Genomic DNA, 22,074 nt, shown 5'->3' with positions numbered 1-22,074 from the left:
AACACTGGCTTTTTTATTAGCATTCAAGCCCTACCCTATAGCTAGAGCACCACTAAATCATCGCGATGGATAGCTACCGAACCATAAACATAGCCTAAGGTTTTTTCGATATCTTCAGAATGTATGCCTTTAATCGCTTCTAGCTCGATACTAGAATAACGTGCAATACCACGAGCAATGACCTTACCCGTTTGACTCATCACTAAAATAACATCACCGCGGCCATAAGCACCCGCGACATGGGTGATTCCTTTAGGTAGTAAACTACTTCCCTTCGCAACGACAGCCGTCTCAGCCCCCGTGTCGATGGTAATTTGTCCAGCAGGTGGCGGCCCTGCTAAAATCCATTGTTTACGGTGCTCTAGAGGCGACTTCTTCGAAAGAAATAAGGTGCCCAAAGATTCGCCTTCAGCCACACGTTTTATTACTTGCTCTTCATTGCCAGCTGCAATGACCACATCAATACCTGCGCGCATTGCAACATCAGCCGCTTGCAATTTAGTCGCCATACCACCTGTGCCTAGCCCCGACACACTACCACCGGCAAGCTGGCGAATTTCGTCCGTGATCTCAGTTATTTGTGATATTAACTTGGCATCTTTATTGGTGCGCGGATCGGCGGTAAATAAACCCGATTGATCGGTTAACAAAACAAGTAAATCGGCATCCGCCAAAATGGCCGCGAGCGCTGATAAATTATCGTTATCACCCACTTTAATTTCAGACGTCGCAACGGCATCGTTTTCATTAACGATCGGAATAATACGATGTTTAAGTAAAGTGCGCATGGTATCGCGCGCATTTAAGAAACGCTCACGATCATCTAAATCGGCGCGAGTTAATAACATTTGCCCAACGTGCAAGCCATAGATATTAAATAGGTTTTCCCAAGTTAAGATCAATTGGCTTTGGCCTACTGCGGCTAACATTTGCTTGTTAGCCACAGTGGTGGGTAATTCATGCATGCCTAAATGCTCACGACCGGCGGCAACCGCACCTGAAGTCACGACAATCACCTGATGACCAGCATTGTGTAACTTAGCACATTGACGAACAAGCTCGACCATGTGGGCGCGATCTAATTTGGCACTACCACCAGTTAATACACTGGTGCCTAATTTGACTACTATGGTTTTTTTAAACATGAGGCTAGCTAATAATTATGTAAATAAAACGAATAAAATCGTACCGTTGTTCAATAATACCAAGTTTATTGGATGCTCACACCTGCTAAAAGACGACGAGATTAAATTCGGGTAGATAGGACTAAAAAAGAGCCAGCACAACCACTTAATGTGCTGGAAACCAAGGTTATGCCGCAGTTAATACGAGGTGGCTATCTAACGCTGAAGAGGGTTCTAAATCTAATTCAAACGTGTTTTCAACTAAATCCATCATTTTTTCATAGAACACTTGCAAAGAGCGGGTTACCTCAGCTTGATGCTTCTTTGGTATCGCTTTTTCTTGCCATTCACCAGTGACATCAAAAAAGCCATACTGGTAGTGATAGCTAAAACCCGTGTCGGTTTTTTTCAGCTCAAGCCACCAGCCATAAAACTCACGCTTATCTGGCTCAGCGTTGATTCCCACACACACAGCTAAGCAATCAAAAAAGAAATTTTCGTCATCACTTTTACCCACTCGGAAATATGGACCGATATCGGTAAATTTTTTCGTTATACGTCCCCGAGGCGGGAATTGCGTTTCAGACATACTTATTTGTCCCCATCACAGTAAGAGACTATACAAATATCGCATTATCTTGGTTGGTGCAACTTTAACCAGTCAGGAGCTAGATCTACCCCGCGTAAATTTATTAATAACTCAATAAGTCTGCTATTTAAACTAAAAATAGTAACCTAATAACCCCCAAGGCAAACACATAAATACTATTAAGCAATCAGTGATGTTTTCTGAGATGAAATCTGCCGCGAAGAAGCGGCAGTTAGGCCATCAACAGCTTCATAGGATGGTTTGACGGAGTTTGGTATGAGAGTATGTCACGCTATTCGCGATATATTCTTACACTCATGGGCGAGCACTGAATAAACACCGTTTCAGAAACATTTGGCTTAATACTTATCTGTCTAATAGGTATTGTTTAAGCCACTCTGCAGCTTGATCGAGTGCACGATAATAAGATTTAAAAATTGGCGGCTGATTAATAATAATAGACTCGCCAGCTAAGCTGCCACGAGCAATCATTTTTATGTCGACTTCAGGGCAAATAAGATCTTCGGCATGACCAATGCTCAACAGCGGTACTTTAGTGCGACTGCGGCCAAGTAAACCTTGCCGAGAAAGAGAGAACACCTTGCAACGCTGAAATAATAACTCATGGTCTTCACTGGTTAATCCCATACGGTTGGCAATGGTGTCTAACATCATTTGCGGCAATAACTTAAACCGTTCAGGTTCAATAAATAATTTATCCACCGCGCCACCGACACTCACTGCGGCTTTGATACTAAATGGCTCAATATACGCTAAGCGAGTGACCAGGTTGGCGCCCAAGCGTCCGCCTAATAAAGCAATATTGTCATAATCAACCCAAGGGACCTTTTTCAGGTGAGCGATAACCGCTTGTAAAACTTGAGTACTATCTTGCTCAAGTTTAGCGCTACTGGCAAAGCCTAACCCGGGCATATCAACGGTCAACATCGCTAAACCCGCGGGGGCTAAATTGCGCTCAAACAGCTTGTAATATTCAATTTGCATGGTGTCTATTGCACCACACACTATCACCACAGGCGAAATTTGATCTTCTTGAGCTAAGTGCAAATAACAGTGAATCGTTTTACCTTTATAAGGCACATCAATGATGCGTAATGGGTTAGGGAGTAACTTCCCCATTTCTCGATAACATAAATTAGCTAATGTATGTGCTTGTAACGCCAGCTCATCACCTTTTAGATGCGGATAACCAGATACCGCATAATATTGAGACGCCATATAAAAAGCATGCCGAGCCAGTTCAAATTGCTCATTAGCAAGTGCGTCTTTGGCTTTATGCTGCCAAACCGCTCCTGGCTGACTCCACTCATATGTCCAGTTACCTTTACGATAATCGGTTACCGTATCCAATAGATCATCTCGAGTACGTGTTTGCTTAGACATGGCAATTTTTGCCAAAATCGCTTCAACCTCTATTGGATCAATCCCCTGCCACGCCCATTGCGCACGTCTTAATAGTCGATACCAACCAGGGGTATTGTCGTTGTCCATCATTGCACCAACAGGGCTATTTGATGGCTGCTTCGCCTTTGGGTTACTGATGGTAGAAGTTTCAGGGTAATTAAACTTAATTTTAAATAGTTTTTCTGAGAGATTTTGGCTCGACATATAACACACTAATGTAGTGAAGTTGGTGATTAAATTATACGTGTTTTATAAGAATAATGTGTCTGAAATTGGATTTTATTCATTAGCTTAGATCAAAGACAGATAAAAAATGAGCAAAAAAAAGCGGCTCAATGCCGCTTTATTTATTCATGACTGAGTCACTACCTTACTCTTCATCAACCAAAGGCTTGGTATAACTAAGGGTCATATCCCATGGCTGCTCAATCCAAGTATCTTGGGGAATTTCCATGATAAAGTCATCGACTAAATGCTTACCTGCAGGTTTTGCAAACACAGTCACAAAGCGCGCTTTTGGTAACATTTCGCGAATAACTTTAGCCGTGCCACCGGTATCAACTAAATCGTCAACCACAATGAAACCGTCACCATCATGATCAACACCTTTAATTACTTTCAGCTCTTTTTGCTGATCGTGGGTGTAGCTGGCGATACAAATAGTATCAACATGACGAATACCCAGTTCACGGGCTAAAATTGCCGCCGGCACTAGGCCACCGCGACTCACAGCGATAATACCTTTCCATTGATCAGCAGGCAGTAATTTACGCGCCAAACGGCGAGATTCTCTTTGCTCTAGTTCCCAAGAGACGTAGAATTTTTTGCTCATATTTACCTCAATATGATTCGAGTTGACGTTGGCGCAAAGCGATCACTAAAAATGCAATGCAAACTTAACAGCAAATAGTATTGCCAGTACCCAAACGCTACTGCTCACAGTCATGGCTTTACCTGTAATAAGTTTAATTACAGCATAAGCAATAAAGCCAATGGCAATACCATGGGCAATCGAGAATGTGAGTGGCATAAGCAGTGTTACCACAACTACAGGTGCCGCCTCAGTAATGTCATGCCAATCAATGCGGGTTAAACCCGACATCATTAGAATGGCAACATAAAACAACGCACCCGCCGTCGCATAAGCAGGCACCATGCCAGCAAGGGGCGCAAAGAATAAACATAAAAGGAATAAAATGCCAACAATAACGGCAGTTAATCCCGTTCTACCACCTTCAGCCACACCACTTACACTTTCAATGTAGCTGGTTGTAGTTGAAGTACCTAATAATGAGCCTGAAATAGATGCGCCGCTGTCCGCCAGTAAAGCACGATTCAAGCGAGGTAAGTTACCCTTTTCATCCAATAACTTAGCTTTATCCGCAACCGCAATCAGGGTGCCAGACGTATCAAATAAATCGACAAATAAGAAAGCAAAGACCACACTGATCATCGCAACATTAAATGCACCAGCAATATCTAAAGCAAGAAAGGTCGGTGCAACTGATGGCGGCATAGAAACAATGCCACCATAAGCGACATCACCCAATGCCCAGCCGAGAAAAGTGACACCCAACACGGCATACATGATGCCGCCTTTCACGCGAAAGTGCACTAAAGCGATAATGGCAAAAAAGCCAACACTCGCCAGTAATGCATGTAATGATGTTAAATCACCAAGGCTTACTAATGTATTTGGATTACCTACCACAATTCCGGCATTTTTCAGCGCAATCAGGGCTAAAAACAAACCGATACCCGCTGCAATACCAGTGCGTAGTGCTTGCGGTATGCTATTAATAATCCACTCTCGGATGCGAAACAAGCTAAGAAAAACAAAGCAACAACCCGATAAGAAGACAGCGCCTAAAGCCACTTCCCAGCTATAGCCCATATCACCAACCACAACATAAGCAAAAAACGCATTTAGCCCCATCCCTGGCGCCAAAGCCACTGGGTAGTTAGCGTAAAAGCCCATGATAAAACAACCAATTGCGGCAGCTAAGCAAGTGGCAACAAATACCGCTCCTCGGTCCATCCCTGTATCCGATAACATAGCTGGATTAACAAAAATAATGTAAGCCATGGTTAAGAAGGTAGTGATACCTGCAATAATTTCCGTTCGAGCACTAGTGTTGTGCTCTTTAAGTTTAAATAATTTTTCTAACATCTTGAGCGTCCATTTAAATTAACCGAGTTATCAACTGATAACCACCTTCAGCTACACTCCTTAACATAATGCTAGGAATGCCATTTTTATGACTACTTTATAAACTGAAAGTGCAGGTCCGTGGTGAAATTAGCCGCGGATTATAAAAGCCTGCTCATCAATTAACCATGACTTTAATCAGAAATACGCGGTAAGGGCTATAAAATTAATCAATCAAAACCATGAACTATCAAATGTAAATCACAACTTAATCAGCAATATTCAATCATCATACTAAAGTGTGAAGCACTACCCGTTTATGACATTTAATTATTGATACAAATCAATTTCTTAACCTTGTAGAAGGAATGCCTATCATGTTGACAACTCTACGACACTTATCTATTGGGCAGCGCTTATACAGTAACTTAGCACTCGCTTTAATGGGCATGTTTGCCTTAGTGGTGTTAGTACTATATCAATATCAGAATGCACTACTTAACGACAAGCGAGCGCAAGTACAATTTGAAGTCGATACCGTGTACTCCCTTATTGAGCACTTTCACCAGCAAGCAAAAACAGGTTTATACGACGAGGCAACGGCAAAGCGCAATGCCATATCAGCCATTAAGGCCATTCGCTATAATAAGACCGACTATTTTTGGATTAATGATATGGGTCCCAATATGGTGATGCATCCGATTAAACCCAAATTAGATGGCCAATCTCTTGCAAATGTAAAAGATCCCAACGGCAAAAGCTTATTTGTCGCGTTTACGGAAGTAGTAAGAAAACAAGGGGCAGGCTTTGTTGATTATCAATGGCCTAAACCTGGCTTTGAAGAGCCGGTTGATAAAATATCCTTTGTTAAAGGTTATCAACCATGGGGTTGGGTAATCGGTACCGGTATTTACTTAGACGATGTGCAGGGGCTTTTTCTTGAGATGGTATACAAAGTTAGCGCCGTTTTTATGGCAATTGCCGTCACTTTATTAGGACTTTCCACCCTTATTATTGCCAGTATTACTAAACCATTAAAGCAAAGTGCCGGTGCGATGTCTGATATTGCCCAAGGAGAAGGCAACCTAACCGTTACCCTTGAAAGTAAAGGGCAAGATGAAATAACCAAACTGGCTAATAATTTTAATCTATTCACTCAAAAAATAGCCTTATTAGTCAGACAAATGCAGCCTGTTAGCCACAACATTGGAGATACCGCTGCACAATTGAACCACGCAGTACAATCTAATCACCGTATTGCCGAACAGCAGCATCATGAAACCGATGGTGTTGCTACGGCCATGAATGAAATGCTCGCTACCACACAAGAAGTCGCTAATAGTGCTCAGCTCGCGGCAGACTCTGCCGCAGAGGCAAACCAACGAGCGCAACATGGCCAAGCCTCTGTCGACGAAACGATTAGCTCTATCGCGGCCTTAGGTGAAGAGTTAGAGCAAACCGTTAGCTTAGTTACACAATTAGAACAAGATAGCCAACAAATAGGCTCAATATTAGATGTTATCCGCAGCATTGCCGAGCAAACTAATTTACTGGCTTTAAATGCAGCAATAGAAGCGGCAAGAGCGGGTGAGCAGGGACGAGGCTTTGCAGTCGTGGCCGATGAAGTGCGCACTTTGGCAACACGAACACAAGACTCCACCGATGAAATTCAGCAAATGATAGCCAAATTACAAAAAGGTACCAATGACGTCGCAAATTCAGTAGAGCAGACCCTAAATCAATCTAGTAAAACAGCAGCACGAGCAGGCTCCGCTGGGACGGCATTGAGTGAAATTGTCGCGTCTATTGATATTATCACCGATATGAACCATCAAATTGCCAGCGCGGCTGAACAGCAATCAAAAGCCTTAGATGAGATTAATCGCAACGTAAACAATATCTCTGATTTGGCCAGTGAGTCCATGTCCCATAATCAAACCACTAGTGACGCCAGTGGCCAGCTGCAACTAGTGGGGCAAGAGTTGAATCAGTTAATGGGACAATTTAAAGTCTAGTCGCCCCCCGCAAACTCACACTCATCACAAGCGATACCAGCTTAACCTTTGTTAAGTTGGCGTTGCTTCATTTGCGCTATAGCTTGTGCCCCTGAGCTCACCACAACAATATCTTTATGAGGAAAGCAGGCTAATTGCTGATAGATCCTAGGTCGCATGTTAGTGGGGTAATGCCACAAGAACTTAATGAAAGTCCAGTCAAATCGCTCATGACAACCTTCAGCCATATCGGGACGATGTTTGGAAAATAAAGTGCGCTTCACTGCGCGATAAATGCAGCGATAGCGGTCGACATCAAGAAAAATTACGGTATCACAAGCGGCTAAACGAATATCTAGCGTGTTGAAATAATTACCGTCAATAATCCAGCTTTGTTGGCCGCATAACTGTTGTTGCAACTGGGCCCACGCTGGCCGCTCAGCGCGCTGCCAGTTAGGCCCCCAATAGAGACGGTCAAGATGATACAGAGGTAAATCCAGCTGCTTGGCTAATGCGACAGCTAGCGTCGACTTACCCGCCCCGCCAGAGCCAATAATGGCAATTTTGTTCATCTAAGTCCTTGTAATATAGTTCTCGGCAAATAGCGCCTCAATTGGCAAGAATAAATCAGCATATTCTGTTACCAGTGACAAAGTTGCTCATAATCACTGCTAAGTTCTAACTCTGAAGCAGGTGAACCTTTATTATTTGCTCTCTTCCGCCATATAATAGCCCTTCATTCTCGTAAACGGTGCCCCTACTTATGACTCAGCTAAACCAGCTTGCTCCCCAGCCCTTATGGCAATTTTTTAGCCAAATATGCAGCATTCCACACCCATCAAAACATGAACAAGCATTATCTGATTGGATCATGCAATGGGCCAAGTCAGAAGGGTTATCGGTGCAGCAAGATACCATAGGTAACTTAATCATCAAAAAACCAGCCAGCGCAGGTATGGAACATAAAAAAGGCGTTATCCTACAAGCCCACATTGATATGGTGCCACAAAAAAATAGCGATACAGAGCATGATTTTGCCAAAGATCCGATTCAAGCCTATGTTGATGGCGATTGGGTGACAGCAAAAGATACCACCCTTGGCTCAGATAATGGTATTGGTATGGCTTCATGTTTAGCAGTGCTCGCCAGTAAAGACATTGCGCACGGCCCAATTGAAGTATTATTAACCATTGATGAAGAGGCTGGCATGACGGGGGCATTTGGCTTAGAGCCAGGTTACTTTGATGGTGAAATACTGATCAATACCGACTCAGAGGAAGAAGGTGAAGTTTACATGGGCTGCGCCGGTGGCGTGAATGTAAACGTGCACTTCCCTATTCAAACCCAACCATTAGCAGTCGCACAATCTGGCTACCAAATTAGTGTATCGGGTCTAAAGGGAGGACATTCCGGGTGTGATATTCACCTTGGTCGGGGTAACGCCAATAAAATTATCGCCCGCTGTTTATATGAGCTGAGTCAGCAAGCTGAATTTGATTTAACACTCAGTCAGCTTCAAGGCGGTAGTTTACGTAACGCCATTCCTCGTGAAGCCAGTGCGCAATTCATTATCAGCGACACTAAGCAGCAAGCACTCCAGCAATTTTTTACTCAGCTCACCAACCAAATCAAAGCGACCCTAGCCCACACTGAACCAAACTTAACCCTTAGCTTAACGCCAGTGCAAGTCAGTCACTTCATCGCTAAAAAGGAACAACATCAGCTTATTGCCGCCCTACAGGGCTGTGTCAATGGCGTACTGAGAATGAGTGACGAGTTTGCGGGTGTAGTTGAAACATCTTCTAACTTAGGTGTGGTGAAAACCACAGCACTAGGCATCGATATTCAATGCCTAGTCAGGTCAATGGATGACAGTAGCCGACATGATGTGCAAAACATGCTGGCGTCTGTGTTTACACTAGCAGGAGCAGAAGTAGCGTTTGATGGCGCTTACCCTGGTTGGGCACCAAAGGTAGATTCAGACATGCGCGATTTGGTGCGAGAAGTTTACCAAACCGAGTTTGGCAGTACACCAAAAATAATGATGATCCATGCCGGATTAGAATGCGGCCTATTTAAGGCGGTTTATCCAGACTGGGACATGGTATCGATTGGGCCAACCATAAAATTCCCCCATTCACCCGACGAAAAAGTACATATTGGCAGTGTGGCAAAATACTGGCAGCTATTAGTCAAAGTGCTCGAAGCAATCCCTGCGAAGTAAGATAAAAGTAGTGATGCTCAGAGAGCATCACTACTTGCATCATCTCTGCTTTCCTTGAGTCACAATATGTAGAGATAACAAATACCGTATCAGCATTAACTAACACACGTATAAACAATAATTAATTGTTGATACCTTTGGTTAATAGTTTAAGTTGCGTAGAATGTGTACCTGCTATTAGGGAGGATACGATGAAATTAACTCGATTTGGCTTACCTTTACTTTATTCGCTATTGGCTTTACCAATGAGCGCTAGCGTTCAGTCAAACTCATGGAGTGAAGCATGGGAAAGTACTAAAAAAGCTGGCTCTGATGCTTGGCAAGCAACAAAAGAAACGAGTGGAGATGTTTGGGATGCTACAAAAGAAACATCAGCTGACGCTTGGGAAGTGACCAGTAAAGAAACCAGTGAAACATGGCAAGAGGTCAAAACTGACAGTAGCGAAGCTTGGTCAGAAACGACTGATACCAACAGTAGCTATTGGCAAAAACTAAAGTCCTCATCGGATAAAACGTGGCAAGAGACTAAAGCCGCAATCGCTGGTGAAAGCTCAAACAACAGCCCTGTAAAGCAAAAATCAACCTCTCAAACATCAGCCAAAACACCAAGCGAGCCATCGAAAAAAGCAAATTCAGCAGAGCAATATGATATTGAAGTGATAGAGATGGACTGGGATGAATAAATCACTAAATCAGTTTTAGCTGCTTAGCCGCGGCATCTATCATCTCATCTTGTTGCAACTGTGCTGATAACCCCAACAGCCTAATGCCACGACCCTGACTTTTTTCCAGCAGTTGATGCAACAAAGGCTGATAACAACTTGGGTGTAAATATTGCACTCGTTGCTCGGCAGAGCGTAATTGAAAATCGGCAAATTTCATTTTAACCGCAAGTGAACGAATTTTATCATGAGCTCCCACGCGTGCAACACGGCGTAGTAATTCTTTATATAAGTCACTTAACACGGCTTCGCACTCACCCAATTGCTTTATATTATGACTTAGCGTCCGCTCTACGCCGACAGATTTTCTCGCGCGATCAACCACAACTTCACGATTATCGATGCCATGACAGCGATCAAGTAATACACGGCCAAACTTTCCAAATTGGGTTAAAAGGGATTCTTTGGTATAGCCTTGCACATCTTTACAGGTATGAAGTCCAAGTTGGTGTAACTTTTCTAAAGTGACCTTACCTACACCAGGGATTTTTTCTAATGGCATACTGGCGACAAAGCTATCTACTTCGGCAGGTGTGATCACACATAAGCCATTAGGTTTATTTTCGTCGGATGCCACTTTGGCGATAAATTTACATGGCGCGACACCTGCCGATGCGGTGAGTCCCGTTTCTTCTGCAATGGCGCGGCGAATATCTTGAGCAATGTAAGTGGCAGAGCCTGAAAACAATAGCGATTCACTGACGTCTAAATAAGCCTCGTCGAGTGACAGCGGTTCAATGATGTCAGTATAACGATGAAAAATTTGCTGAATATGCATCGAGGCGGCTTTGTATGCATCCATTCGCCCAGGTAATAACACCAGCTCAGGACAGAGTTGCAGTGCCTTATGAGTTGGCATTGCACTGCGCACCCCGTATTTACGCGCAACATAATTACACGTAGACAGCACACCGCGTCGTGAAGCAGCACCACCAATAGCGATAGGGAGAGTTTTCAACGCTGGATTATCACGCATTTCTACTGCGGCATAAAAACAATCCATATCGACATGAATAATTTTTCTTTGCATCATACCAATCCAAAAAAACTGATTATTCATACAGTATATGTATAAATAATCAGTTCTCAAGTTTTGGCTAATAAAAAAGACCCTCTCAGGTCTTTTTTATCTATTAACTACGAGCTAAATAATACGGTTTTTTTCCAACATTTCACGTCTGGCTTTTTCTTTTGCCATCTTATTCTTGCGGTTATCACAAGGATCGGGACAGTCACATTCCTTGTCGATACCGATACTGCCTAAGCCACCGCAACTACCACTTACGGCTTTCTTTTGAAAAATGTAACCCACCGACATCGCGGCGATCACTAATACAAATACTACGAAAGTTGCAAGAAAGTACGTCATTTTGCCTCCTGCAGCAAATAAGGTGCAAATTGCTGCGTATATTGCTCACTAAACCCTGTTTCTGTTTTGGTGATCATAAAAACAGGTAACTTTTGTTGGACAGCAAAATCATAACCTAGTTTAGGCCCCATCACCATAATTGCCGTGGCCAAGCCATCGGAAACCATTGATGATTTATCAATCACAGTCACTGAAACCAGCTTATGTTTGATTGGCATGCCAGTGATAGGATTAATCATATGGGAAAAACGCTCGCCGTCTTCTTCGAAGTAATTTCGGTAATCACCGGAAGTCGCAACAGCGTTATCACCAGGCAATACAATCTCTTGGATCGCTCGCTCATTGGTAACAGGCTTTTCAACTGCGATCCGCCAAGGCAGATGTTTGTCATTACTGCCTTTCATGCGCAGCTCACCACCAATATCAACCAGGTAATGCTGCTCGCCAAGGCTCTCTATATATTCAGCAATTTGATCAACACCAAAGCCTTTAGCAATCGAGGATAAATCTACATATAGCTCTGGAATAGCCTTTTTTAAGGTTAAACCAGACACACTCAAGTGCTCAATACCTGTAATGGCTTTTCGCTCAGCAATTTGCTCCGCCGAAGGAGAGTGAGTTGGCCTCGCGTCTGGGCCAAAACCCCAAAGATTAACTAAAGGACCGACCGTAATATCTAACGCACCTTGAGTTAACTGAGCCAACTCAATTCCTTTTTGTACAACTGCAATTGTATCAGCAGAAACTTGATGAGATTGCTCAGCCTGGTTAAATAAAGACAGCTCTGAATTGGGGCGATAAGTCGACATTTGATCATTGACCAATTCTAAACGTTTATCGATTTCAGCCTGAAAGGCCGCTTGATCCGTTATCTTATCCGTCACTACCTTTACACGGTAATACGTGCCCATGGTCGCACCCTCAATCACCACCATAGGTGCTGACTGAACCTGATCTTTACTGCAAGCAGTAATAAAAAAGGCTAGCCCGATCAAGGCTAGCCATTTAGTTATGGATAAAGGCATCAGTGATTAACCACCAAAGTCATCCAGTAAGATGTTCTCGTCTTCAACACCTAACTCTTTCAGCATGTTGATAACTGCAGCATTCATTACTGGTGGACCACACATGTAGTATTCACAATCTTCTGGCGCTTCATGATCGCGCAAGTAGTTTTCAAATAATACATTATGGATAAAGCCAGTGTAGCCATCCCAATTATCTTCAGGCTGTGGATCACTTAACGCCACATGCCATTCAAAGTTGTCGTTTTCAGCCGCAATCGAGTCGAAATCTTCTACGTAGAACATTTCACGCTTCGAGCGCGCACCGTACCAGAAGCTAACTTTACGGTCAGTATGCAAGCGACGGAACTGGTCAAAGATATGAGAGCGCATTGGTGCCATACCAGCACCACCACCAACAAATACCATTTCAGCTTTGGTGTCTTTAGCAAAGAACTCACCAAATGGACCAGAAATAGTTACCTTGTCACCCGCTTTCAAACTGAAGATGTACGAAGACATCTTACCGCATGGCAAGCTCATATTATTAGGCGGCGGCGTAGCAATACGCACGTTTAGCATAATAATACCGTATTCTTCTGGGTAGTTAGCCATTGAATAAGCACGAATCGTTTCTTCATCTACCTTAGATTCAAGGTTGAAGAAACCAAAGTGTTCCCAGTCACCACGATACTGCTCTTCGATATCGAAGTCAGCGTATTTAACATTGTGAGCAGGTGCTTCAATTTGGATATAACCACCCGCACGGAACGGAACTGATTCGCCATCAGGAATTTGTAGTTTAAGCTCTTTAATAAAGGTTGCTTTGTTATCATTAGAGATAACTTCACATTCCCAACGCTTAACACCAAAAATTTCTTCTGGTAATTCAATATCCATATCTTGCTTAACGTTTACCTGACAAGCTAAACGTTCACCTTCGCGGGCTTCACCCTTAGAGATATGGTCTAGTTCAGTCGGCAGAATGTCACCGCCACCTGATTTGATTTTTACACGACACTGGCCACATGAACCACCGCCACCACAGGCTGATGATACAAAAATACCAGAGTTCGCGAGGGCGCCAAGTAGCTTACCGCCAGCGCCACAAGTGATCGCCTTTTCAGGATCACCGTTTACTGAGATTTTAATGTCGCCAGAGGCCACTAGCTTTGATTTAGCAGACAAGATAATAAATACCAAGGCTAAAACAATCACTGTGAACATGACAACGCCGAGAATGATTTCCATCGACAATTTCCTTGCTTCAGGGACCGAAAAACGGCCCCAAGATTACAACTGAATACCAGAGAAAGACATAAAGCCTAGTGCCATCAGACCTGAAGTAATAAAGGTAATACCTAAACCACGTAGACCATCTGGAACATCTGCATATTTCATTTTTTCACGGATACCCGCAAGCGCAACAATGGCTAACATCCAGCCCACACCACTACCGACACCATAAACAAACGACTCAGCAATGTTGTATTCACGTTGAACCATGAATGACACACCACCGAAAATGGCACAGTTAACCGTGATAAGTGGCAAGAAAATACCCAAGGCTTGGTAAAGCGCAGGGAAGTATTTGTCTAACACCATCTCTAATATTTGCACTAAGGCTGCAATAACACCGATGAAAGTGATGTAGCCTAAGAAGCTTAAATCAGCTTCACCAAGACCAGCCCACTCTAATGCACCTGGTGCTAGCAAGTTAAAGTAAATAACTTGGTTAACCGGTACTGAGATAGCTAATACCACAATTACAGCGACGCCTAGGCCAAATGCTGTTTTTACTTTCTTCGATACCGCAAGGAAGGTACACATACCAAGGAAGAAAGCTAATGCCATATTTTCGATGAAAATAGAGCGTACGAATAAACTCAAGTAATGTTCCATTAGTCCTTCGCCTCAACCTGTTCAGGTTTAAATGTTCTGATTGCCCAGATCAATAACCCGATGATAAAGAAAGCACTTGGCGGTAACAGTAATAAACCGTTACTTTGGTACCAACCACCTGCAGAAATTAATGGCATGATTTCGATGCCAAATAACGCACCAGAACCAAAGAATTCACGAATGCCACCAACTGCAACAAGAATGAAGCCGTAACCTAAACCATTACCGATTCCGTCCATAAAGCTTGCGCCAGGTGGACTCTTCATCGCATAAGCTTCCGCTCGACCCATTACAATACAGTTAGTAATAATCAAGCCTACGTAAACCGACAGTTGCTTAGATAGCTCAAATGCCACCGCTTTAAGTACTTGGTCAACCACGATTACCAAAGAAGCAATAATTGCCATTTGTACAATAATTCGCACACTACCTGGTATGTGATTACGAATAATTGAAATAAATAAGTTAGAAAAAGCAGTTACAAACGTTACCGCTAAGGTCATTACAACCGCCGTCTCTAGCTTACTGGTCACCGCTAATGCAGAACAAACACCTAAGATTTGTAGTGCAATGGGGTTATTAGAGATGATAGGTCCAACGAGAACCTTCTTTGCATCACTAGCCATTATTAAGCTCTCCTTTACCTAACTTTTTCAGGTAAGAACCGTAACCGTCAGTACTTAACCAAAAATCGAATGTATGTTGGATACCCGTACCTGTTAGTGTTGCGCCAGATAGGCCGTCGACACCGTGTACATCACCTTCAGCAGCGCCACCTTTAACGATTTTAATCGCTGGGTTGCCTTGCTCATCATACAATTTCTTACCTGGCCACAGTGCTTTCCACATTGGGTTTTCTACTTCACCACCTAGGCCCGGTGTTTCACCTTGCTGGTAGTAAGTAATACCGTCAACGGTATTGCCATCCGGTTGAATCGCCACAAACGCATACATCATGTTCCAAAGGCCTGCGCCTCGAACCGGTACAATTACGCGCTCAAGCTCACCGGCATCACTGTTCACTAAGTAAACAAGACCAATATTTTCACGAGTAGAAAAGCCAGCAATGGCTTGTTCTGGTGAAAGCTTAGTGCTCTTTTCTGGCTCTTTAGCTGCTTTTAGCGGGTCATACTCATTGATATCTGAAACGCCTTCAACGTCTTTAACATCAACATATTCACCTGTTTTTAAGTCAACTAATCTAGGTTCAATGTTCTTAGCGAACACATCCGCCATTTTTTGCGAGCCAATTTCAAGTCCTGAAACAGCTAAAATGTTTTTTTGCTTGTCTAACAATGCGTTCGCTTGTTGAGTGGGACGAAGACCCACAGCAGCAACCGATACCACAATAGAACAAACCAGACAAACGCCGACCACAACGCCGAGGGTTTTGCCTAATGATTCTTTACTAGCCATTGCGTGCAAGTCTCCGTTTAACGTTCGCCTGAACCACAAAGTAGTCAAATAACGGGGCAAATAAGTTAGCAAATAAAATTGCTAGCATCATGCCTTCTGGGAATGCAGGGTTGACTACACGAATTAACACCACCATGACACCGATTAACGCACCGTACATCCACTTACCACGATTGGTAAATGAAGCCGATACTGGATCAGTTGCCATAAAGATCATGCCGAAGGCAAAACCACCCATCACTAAATGCCAGTGCCATGGCACAGCAAACATTTGGTTGGTATCTGATCCGATAGCATTAAATAAGAATGCTGTTACCGCCATCCCTATCATGACACCAGAAACAATACGCCAAGATGCAATTTTAGTGATCATCAAGAAAGCACCACCAATTAGGATAGCGATAGTTGACACTTCACCAATTGAACCTTGCATGTTACCAATAAAGGCATCCATCCAGCTAAGCTGAGCGGTTACGGCATCCATACCACCGTTAGCGGCTAGACTAAGTGAGGTTGCACCCGAGAAGCCATCAACTGCCGTCCACACAGAATCACCAGAAATATCTGATGGGTATGCGAAGAATAGGAAAGCGCGACCCGCTAATGCTGGGTTTAAGAAGTTACGACCTGTACCACCGAATATTTCCTTGGCGATAACCACACCAAAAGTGATACCGATAGCCACCTGCCACAAGGGAATTGAAGCGGGTACGATCAATGCAAACAGTACCGAAGTAACAAAGAAACCTTCGTTCACTTCATGACGTCGTACGGTTGCAAACAGCACTTCCCAGAAACCACCAACGATGAATGTCACCGCATAGATAGGTAAGAAGTACATAGCGCCAAATAGCATGTTGGCAAACACACCCGCGTCGGCACCCATGGTGACACCGAACATTTGCAGTAGCGCAACACGCCAGTCATCAAATGCGACCCCCGTCCCCATTGCAATGGCTTCGTTGGCTTGAAAACCAACATTGTACATACCAAAAAACATGGCTGGGAATGTGGCTAACCAAACAAAAATCATGATGCGTTTTAAGTCGATGCTATCACGAACGTGAGAGCGACCTTTATTCACAAAACCTGGCGTATAAGCAAAAGTAGCAACCGCTTCATATAGCGCATACCATCTTTCGTGCTTGCCACCAGGTTCAAAATGAGGTTCGATATCCTCAATCAATTTTTTTAACATTTTTTAGCCTTCCTTCTCAATCGTGGTCAAACAGTCACGAAGAATAGGACCAAAGTCATACTTACCTGGACATACAAAAGTACATAGAGCCAAATCTTCTTCATCTAGCTCAAGACAGCCAAGGGCTACAGCACTATCAAGATCACGAGCAATCAAATCGCGTAGTAGCATGGTTGGCAAGATATCAAGGGGCATAACACGCTCATACTGGCCAATTGGCACCATCGCACGATCACTACCACCTGTAGTAGTAGTAAAGTTAAATAACTTTTTACTCAATGCAGACGCAAACACGTTAGCTACCGAGAATCTGTTGACGCCAGGGTAACCCCAGCCAAGAAATTCTTTTTCTCTGCCTTCAGTTAGTACAGATACTTGGTTAGCGTAACGACCTAAGTAATTAACTGGACCTAATGCTGTTGTACCGTATAAAACAGAACCCGAAATAATACGGTTTTCACCAGCTTTTAGCTCACCTTGAGTTAACTCAGATAAACAAGCACCGAGACGTGTACGTAATAAGCGCGGTTTGTTTACTGATGGACCAGCTAATGACACGACGCGGTCGGTATATAACTCACCAGTCAAGAATAAATGGCCATAAGCGATCACATCTTGGTAGTTAATGTACCAAACTTGTTTCGTCGCACTAGCAGGCTCTAAAAAGTGAATATGAGTTCCTGCTAAGCCAGCAGGATGAGGACCGCTAAAAACGTGCTCTTCAACATTTGACAGAGATGCTTTTGGCAAACCAGCTTCGCCTCGACATACATACACTTTACCGTCAGTTAACTGAGATAATACAGCTAAACCATTCAGGTATGCTTGCTCTTGCTCTTTGATAATCACTTCTGCAGATGCCGCTAATGGATTAGTGTCCATCGCGGTAACAAAAACGGCCACAGGAGCGGCATCAATTGCCGGAACCTTACTAAAAGGTCGCGTACGTAACGCAGTCCAAGCGCCAGATTCAACCAAATTTTGCTTGATTTTTTCTCGGCCTAGAGACGTTAATTCAGCTGTGCTGTATTTCTCAAAAGAAACACTGTCGTTGCCATTTATGGCAATAACAACAGACTGAAGCACACGTTTTGCTCCACGGTTAATTTCTTCAACTACTCCGGATGCTGGCGCTGTGTATTGCACACCTTCGTTCTTTTTATCGACAAAAAGAACTTGGCCTTTTTTTACACTATCTCCTACCTTGATTTTCATGGTAGGGCGCATGCCAACATAGTCTTCGCCCAGGGTAGCTACCTTAGTGATGGCGTTGCCATCATGGATTACTTGCTCTGGAGCACCTTGAATCGGGAGATCCAGTCCTCTTTTTATTGTAATCATACTCACTTGCACTACTTTAACGGGAAGAAAGGGTTTGTGCCTAAAGACACTCTATTTATTCGCTAGACACCTGATCTGACGCCAGTGCTACGTTCCTTTGTAACACCCCTGCGACATGAAGATAACATCCAGCTAAATTTTCAGGCGCTGTATTCTAGCATTAAAGATGGCAGAATCGCCAAAAAAAATAGCGATTTGACACCATCATCCTTTAAATTTCGCGGGTGAATTAACAAATAAAACCTTAGTGCTGAATCAAGCTTGTTACAAATTTTCTTACAGCTTGTTACAAAAATACGACTAAAGTCGAATACAAAAACGGCCCTCTCGGGCCGCCTTACAAACTTGATTTAAATCAATTTTTCTTAATTATCACGTAGTTCCATATAAGCTTTAGATGAAACCTTACTGTACTCTTTCGCATCATTGAGAAATGCCATGTACGCATCGTACACTTTTTTCATTTGTGGATCGGTCGCCACCTGTTCTTGCAATACCTCTTCGGTTAGCGCTTTCAATTTAACCATTACTTCGGGTGGAAATTGACGAAGTTCAACCCCGTGTTCATTAACCAATATTTTTAGTGCTTTGGCATTTTGCACCATGTATTCATCCAGCATTTCTTCGTTAGTCGCTTTCGCTGCCACTTCTACAATCATCCGTAAATCTTCAGGTAATGCTGCTAAAGCCGCTTTGTTAGCCATAAATTCAATGGTCGTACCAGGCTCATGCCAGCCTGGGTAATAGTAGTATTTAGCCGCTTTATGAAGACCAAATGCTAAATCATTATATGGTCCCACCCATTCGGTCGCATCAATCGCGCCAGTCTGTAGTGAAGTGAATATTTCACCACCTGGCATATTAACTGGTACACCGCCTGCTCGCTTCAAGACCTCGCCACCTAAACCAGGCAAGCGCATTTTAAGGCCTTCCAAATCCGACACTGAATTGATTTCTTTATTAAACCAACCACCCATTTGAATATCTGTGTTGCCTCCCGCTAATGGAACCAAACCAAATGGCGCATAAACTTCTTGCCAAAGCTCTAAGCCACCGCCGTTGTGAAGCCAAGCATTCATCTCTTGCGCGGTCATACCAAATGGCATAGTAGAGAAAAACTGCGCCGCGGGGGATTTACCTTTCCAATAATAAGCCCCTGAGTGCCCCATTTGTGCGGTGCCTGCTGATACGGCATCAAACACTTGCAATGCGGGCACTAATTCACCGGCACCATAAACTTTAATGGTTAAGCGGCCACCGCTCATTTTTCCCACTTTTTCAGCAAAACGTTCTGGCGCGACACCTAAGCCTGGGAAATTTTTAGGCCAAGAAGTGACCAATTTCCACTTAATGGCTTCTTGTTTTACTTGCTCCTTAACAGCCGCTTTTTCAGCTCCGCACCCCACTAGTGACAAACTTGCCGCCGTAAGGAAAATAGCCGAAGCCCATCTGGTGATTCTTCTCATTTAGCTCTCCTGTAGTCACTATCGTTAATTATCAATTACGAACTTCTATTTATAAATTTGATCGGGTAACCAAGTGACTAAACTTGGCCAGATTGCCAGCGTCATTAACACCACTAACTGGATCGCGATATACGGCGCAACACCGCGATAAATATCCTTTGTCGCCACACTTTCTGGCGCTACGCCACGTAAATAAAATAAAGCGAAGCCAAAAGGTGGAGTTAAAAATGACGTTTGTAAGTTCACTGCAAACATAATCCCCAGCCACACAGGATCAAATCCCATGGCGAGCAATACCGGCCCAACGATAGGCACCACCACAAAGGTAATTTCAATAAAGTCGAGAATAAAACCCAGTAAAAACACCACTAGCATCACCACCAGCATGGCACCAAAGGCGCCGCCCGGCATATTGTTAAATAATTCATGAATAAGATCTTCGCCGCCAAAGCCACGAAATACCAAGGAGAAAACGGATGCACCGATCAAAATCATAAAAACCATGCAAGTGATCTTAAGAGTGGTTTGAACCACATCAGCCATCACTTGCTTGCTCATCTTACCTTGGATAAAAGCCAATAAGGTGGCGCCAAATGCCCCAACCCCCGCCGCTTCAGTGGGCGTAGCTAAGCCCAAAAGAATAGAGCCAAGCACGGCAAAAATTAGCATCAAAGGGGGAATTAAAGCTTGTAACAGCGCCACTTTCGCAAGTGGACTGGCCTCATCAGCCGCTTCATTTGCCGCGGCTTGATTAATTGTATTTGGGTTTAACCAACTCATTAAAAAAACATAGAGTAAGTAACAGGACACCAGAATTAAACCGGGAACAATCGCACCAGCAAAAAGATCGCCAACTGAAACCGTATCGGGCGAAAAGATACCCATTTTAACTTGCGCTTGCTGATAAGCACTTGATAGCACATCACCGAGCAAAACGAGGGCGATAGAAGGAGGAATAATTTGCCCTAATGTGCCTGTCGCGCAAATGGTGCCGGTGGCAAAACTTGCACTGTAACCGCGTTTTAGCATGGTCGGCAATGATAATAACCCCATGGTCACCACCGTTGCTCCGACAATACCGGTACTAGCAGCCAACAACATTCCCACCATGACCACAGCAATAGCAAGGCCGCCCTTCACTTGCCCCATCACTTGCCCCATGGAAGTAAGCAGTTTTTCGGCAACTTGCGATTTTTCTAACATCACTCCCATTAAGACAAATAATGGCACAGCAAGTAAGGTTTGGTTAATCATGATGCCGTAAATACGATTGGGCAAAGCGCCTAGATAAGCTCCGTCAAAGTGGCCTGTTACAATACCGATAGATGCAAAAACCAAAGACGTGCCCGCAAGAGAGTAAGCAACAGGGTAGCCAGCCATTAACACCAGACAAACGGCGACGAACATAACTATCGATAAATATTCCATTAGATCATCACCTCATCTTTTTCTTGCGCTAGCGGCTGGTCTAATAAGGTGAGAACATTAATGAGCGTTTGGCTGATGCCTTGTAATAGCAACAGTAAAGGCATTAACAGTAAATTTGTTTTTAAAATAAAAACTAAAGGTAAGCCGCCAGGCTCAGGACTCCCCTCTAATAAGCGCCATGAGCCCATCACGTAATCCCAACTACTAAAAAAAAGGAACAGACACACAGGTAATAACAAAAAGGTAAAACCTATAATATCGACCCAAGCTTTGGTCTTAGGAGAGAAATTACGATAGAACACGTCAACGCGCACATGGTCATCATATTTCAGGGTATAGCCTGCCCCTAACATAAAAGTCATGGCATGGAGATATAAGGTAGACTCCTGCAAACCAATCGAGCCATATGCAAAACCGTAGCGCAGTAATACAACGACTAAAACCAGTAACACCATCACTAGCAACAGCCAAGCCAATGCACGCCCTAACCAATCAGAGCTCTGATTAATAATTTGTACACACCATCTCATCCCTGCGGACATGACTTCATCCTTGCATATTAAAGCTGCGCAATGGGCTGGTCTCTGCCAAACCCAAACAATTGTTATCAATTTGAAAACAAAATTAACAATTGTTTGATGTTAATATAAAATCATTATGAAGCAAGGAGCGGTAGGTAAATACATGAAGCAAATCAATTTACGGCCTGATATTGCCAGTTAC

The 22,074-nt window shown here is 43.5% G+C and carries 21 protein-coding genes; 3 read left to right on the top strand and 18 right to left on the bottom strand.

Annotation, left to right across the window (positions count from 1 at the left end):
* Positions 1-41: 41 nt before the first annotated feature.
* From proB to Q4519_RS12365, 5 genes are all read right to left on the bottom strand, one after another.
* Positions 42-1,145: a glutamate 5-kinase gene (proB, locus tag Q4519_RS12385; protein WP_303512621.1), complete on the bottom strand. Its 1,104-nt coding sequence runs from the start codon at positions 1,143-1,145 to the stop codon at positions 42-44.
* Positions 1,146-1,311: 166 nt separating this feature from the next.
* On the bottom strand, positions 1,312-1,713 hold the full coding sequence (gene crl, locus Q4519_RS12380; RefSeq protein ID WP_232800173.1) for a sigma factor-binding protein Crl: 402 nt from the start codon (positions 1,711-1,713) through the stop codon (positions 1,312-1,314).
* 366 nt (positions 1,714-2,079) lie between these two features.
* The gene (gene frsA / locus Q4519_RS12375; protein WP_232800172.1) at positions 2,080-3,342 is read right to left on the bottom strand and encodes an esterase FrsA; all 1,263 of its coding nucleotides are present in this window, start codon (positions 3,340-3,342) and stop codon (positions 2,080-2,082) included.
* A 166-nt stretch (positions 3,343-3,508) separates the two neighbouring features.
* Entirely contained in the window at positions 3,509-3,982 is a 474-nt protein-coding gene (gene gpt / locus Q4519_RS12370) for a xanthine phosphoribosyltransferase (protein WP_348983259.1), read from the bottom strand.
* 33 nt (positions 3,983-4,015) lie between these two features.
* Positions 4,016-5,308, bottom strand: coding sequence for an NCS2 family permease (locus tag Q4519_RS12365; RefSeq protein WP_232800170.1), 1,293 nt, complete (start codon positions 5,306-5,308; stop codon positions 4,016-4,018).
* Between the two features lie 356 nt (positions 5,309-5,664).
* Between Q4519_RS12365 and Q4519_RS12360 the strand changes: the two genes are divergently transcribed.
* Positions 5,665-7,302 (top strand): methyl-accepting chemotaxis protein, encoded by a 1,638-nt coding sequence (locus Q4519_RS12360; RefSeq protein ID WP_303512617.1) that lies wholly within the window; start codon positions 5,665-5,667, stop codon positions 7,300-7,302.
* A gap of 41 nt (positions 7,303-7,343) precedes the next feature.
* Here Q4519_RS12360 and Q4519_RS12355 read toward each other — a convergent pair whose 3' ends face one another.
* Positions 7,344-7,853, bottom strand: coding sequence for a hypothetical protein (locus Q4519_RS12355; protein WP_303512615.1), 510 nt, complete (start codon positions 7,851-7,853; stop codon positions 7,344-7,346).
* Positions 7,854-8,044: 191 nt separating this feature from the next.
* Between Q4519_RS12355 and Q4519_RS12350 the strand changes: the two genes are divergently transcribed.
* Positions 8,045-9,505 (top strand): aminoacyl-histidine dipeptidase, encoded by a 1,461-nt coding sequence (locus tag Q4519_RS12350; RefSeq protein ID WP_303512612.1) that lies wholly within the window; start codon positions 8,045-8,047, stop codon positions 9,503-9,505.
* A 191-nt stretch (positions 9,506-9,696) separates the two neighbouring features.
* On the top strand, positions 9,697-10,188 hold the full coding sequence (locus Q4519_RS12345; RefSeq protein WP_232800166.1) for a hypothetical protein: 492 nt from the start codon (positions 9,697-9,699) through the stop codon (positions 10,186-10,188).
* A gap of 4 nt (positions 10,189-10,192) precedes the next feature.
* Here the strand turns inward: Q4519_RS12345 and dinB are convergent, their stop codons facing one another.
* The 12 genes from dinB to Q4519_RS12285 all read right to left on the bottom strand — a co-directional run bounded on the left by dinB (position 10,193) and on the right by Q4519_RS12285 (position 21,893).
* The gene (gene dinB / locus Q4519_RS12340) at positions 10,193-11,257 is read right to left on the bottom strand and encodes a DNA polymerase IV (RefSeq protein ID WP_303512610.1); all 1,065 of its coding nucleotides are present in this window, start codon (positions 11,255-11,257) and stop codon (positions 10,193-10,195) included.
* Between the two features lie 114 nt (positions 11,258-11,371).
* Entirely contained in the window at positions 11,372-11,596 is a 225-nt protein-coding gene (gene nqrM, locus Q4519_RS12335) for a (Na+)-NQR maturation NqrM (protein WP_232800164.1), read from the bottom strand.
* Positions 11,593-12,621 carry an FAD:protein FMN transferase gene (locus Q4519_RS12330; RefSeq protein WP_232800163.1) on the bottom strand — a complete coding sequence of 343 codons (1,029 nt, stop codon included), beginning with the start codon at positions 12,619-12,621 and terminating at the stop codon, positions 11,593-11,595. Before Q4519_RS12330 ends, nqrM begins: the two co-directional genes overlap by 4 nt.
* A 6-nt stretch (positions 12,622-12,627) precedes the next feature.
* Positions 12,628-13,851, bottom strand: coding sequence for an NADH:ubiquinone reductase (Na(+)-transporting) subunit F (gene nqrF / locus Q4519_RS12325; RefSeq protein ID WP_303512606.1), 1,224 nt, complete (start codon positions 13,849-13,851; stop codon positions 12,628-12,630).
* A gap of 42 nt (positions 13,852-13,893) precedes the next feature.
* A complete protein-coding gene (gene nqrE / locus Q4519_RS12320) occupies positions 13,894-14,502 on the bottom strand; it encodes an NADH:ubiquinone reductase (Na(+)-transporting) subunit E (RefSeq protein ID WP_232800161.1) in 609 nt (202 codons plus the stop codon).
* On the bottom strand, positions 14,502-15,128 hold the full coding sequence (locus Q4519_RS12315) for an NADH:ubiquinone reductase (Na(+)-transporting) subunit D (RefSeq protein WP_232800160.1): 627 nt from the start codon (positions 15,126-15,128) through the stop codon (positions 14,502-14,504). Before Q4519_RS12315 ends, nqrE begins: the two co-directional genes overlap by 1 nt.
* Entirely contained in the window at positions 15,121-15,918 is a 798-nt protein-coding gene (locus tag Q4519_RS12310; protein WP_232800159.1) for a Na(+)-translocating NADH-quinone reductase subunit C, read from the bottom strand. Before Q4519_RS12310 ends, Q4519_RS12315 begins: the two co-directional genes overlap by 8 nt.
* A complete protein-coding gene (locus Q4519_RS12305; protein WP_303512602.1) occupies positions 15,911-17,116 on the bottom strand; it encodes an NADH:ubiquinone reductase (Na(+)-transporting) subunit B in 1,206 nt (401 codons plus the stop codon). Before Q4519_RS12305 ends, Q4519_RS12310 begins: the two co-directional genes overlap by 8 nt.
* A 3-nt stretch (positions 17,117-17,119) precedes the next feature.
* The gene (locus tag Q4519_RS12300; RefSeq protein ID WP_303512599.1) at positions 17,120-18,457 is read right to left on the bottom strand and encodes a Na(+)-translocating NADH-quinone reductase subunit A; all 1,338 of its coding nucleotides are present in this window, start codon (positions 18,455-18,457) and stop codon (positions 17,120-17,122) included.
* A gap of 365 nt (positions 18,458-18,822) precedes the next feature.
* Positions 18,823-19,923 carry a TRAP transporter substrate-binding protein gene (locus Q4519_RS12295; RefSeq protein ID WP_303512597.1) on the bottom strand — a complete coding sequence of 367 codons (1,101 nt, stop codon included), beginning with the start codon at positions 19,921-19,923 and terminating at the stop codon, positions 18,823-18,825.
* Between the two features lie 45 nt (positions 19,924-19,968).
* On the bottom strand, positions 19,969-21,351 hold the full coding sequence (locus Q4519_RS12290; protein WP_303512595.1) for a TRAP transporter large permease subunit: 1,383 nt from the start codon (positions 21,349-21,351) through the stop codon (positions 19,969-19,971).
* Positions 21,351-21,893 (bottom strand): TRAP transporter small permease subunit, encoded by a 543-nt coding sequence (locus Q4519_RS12285; RefSeq protein WP_303512593.1) that lies wholly within the window; start codon positions 21,891-21,893, stop codon positions 21,351-21,353. Before Q4519_RS12285 ends, Q4519_RS12290 begins: the two co-directional genes overlap by 1 nt.
* Positions 21,894-22,074 lie beyond the last annotated feature (181 nt).

The organism is Motilimonas sp. 1_MG-2023 (assembly GCF_030547455.1).
GTDB lineage: Bacteria > Pseudomonadota > Gammaproteobacteria > Enterobacterales > CBDFNC01 > Motilimonas.
Note: the sequence above shows the minus strand (reverse complement) of the source record. Positions and strands in the feature narration are given on the sequence as shown.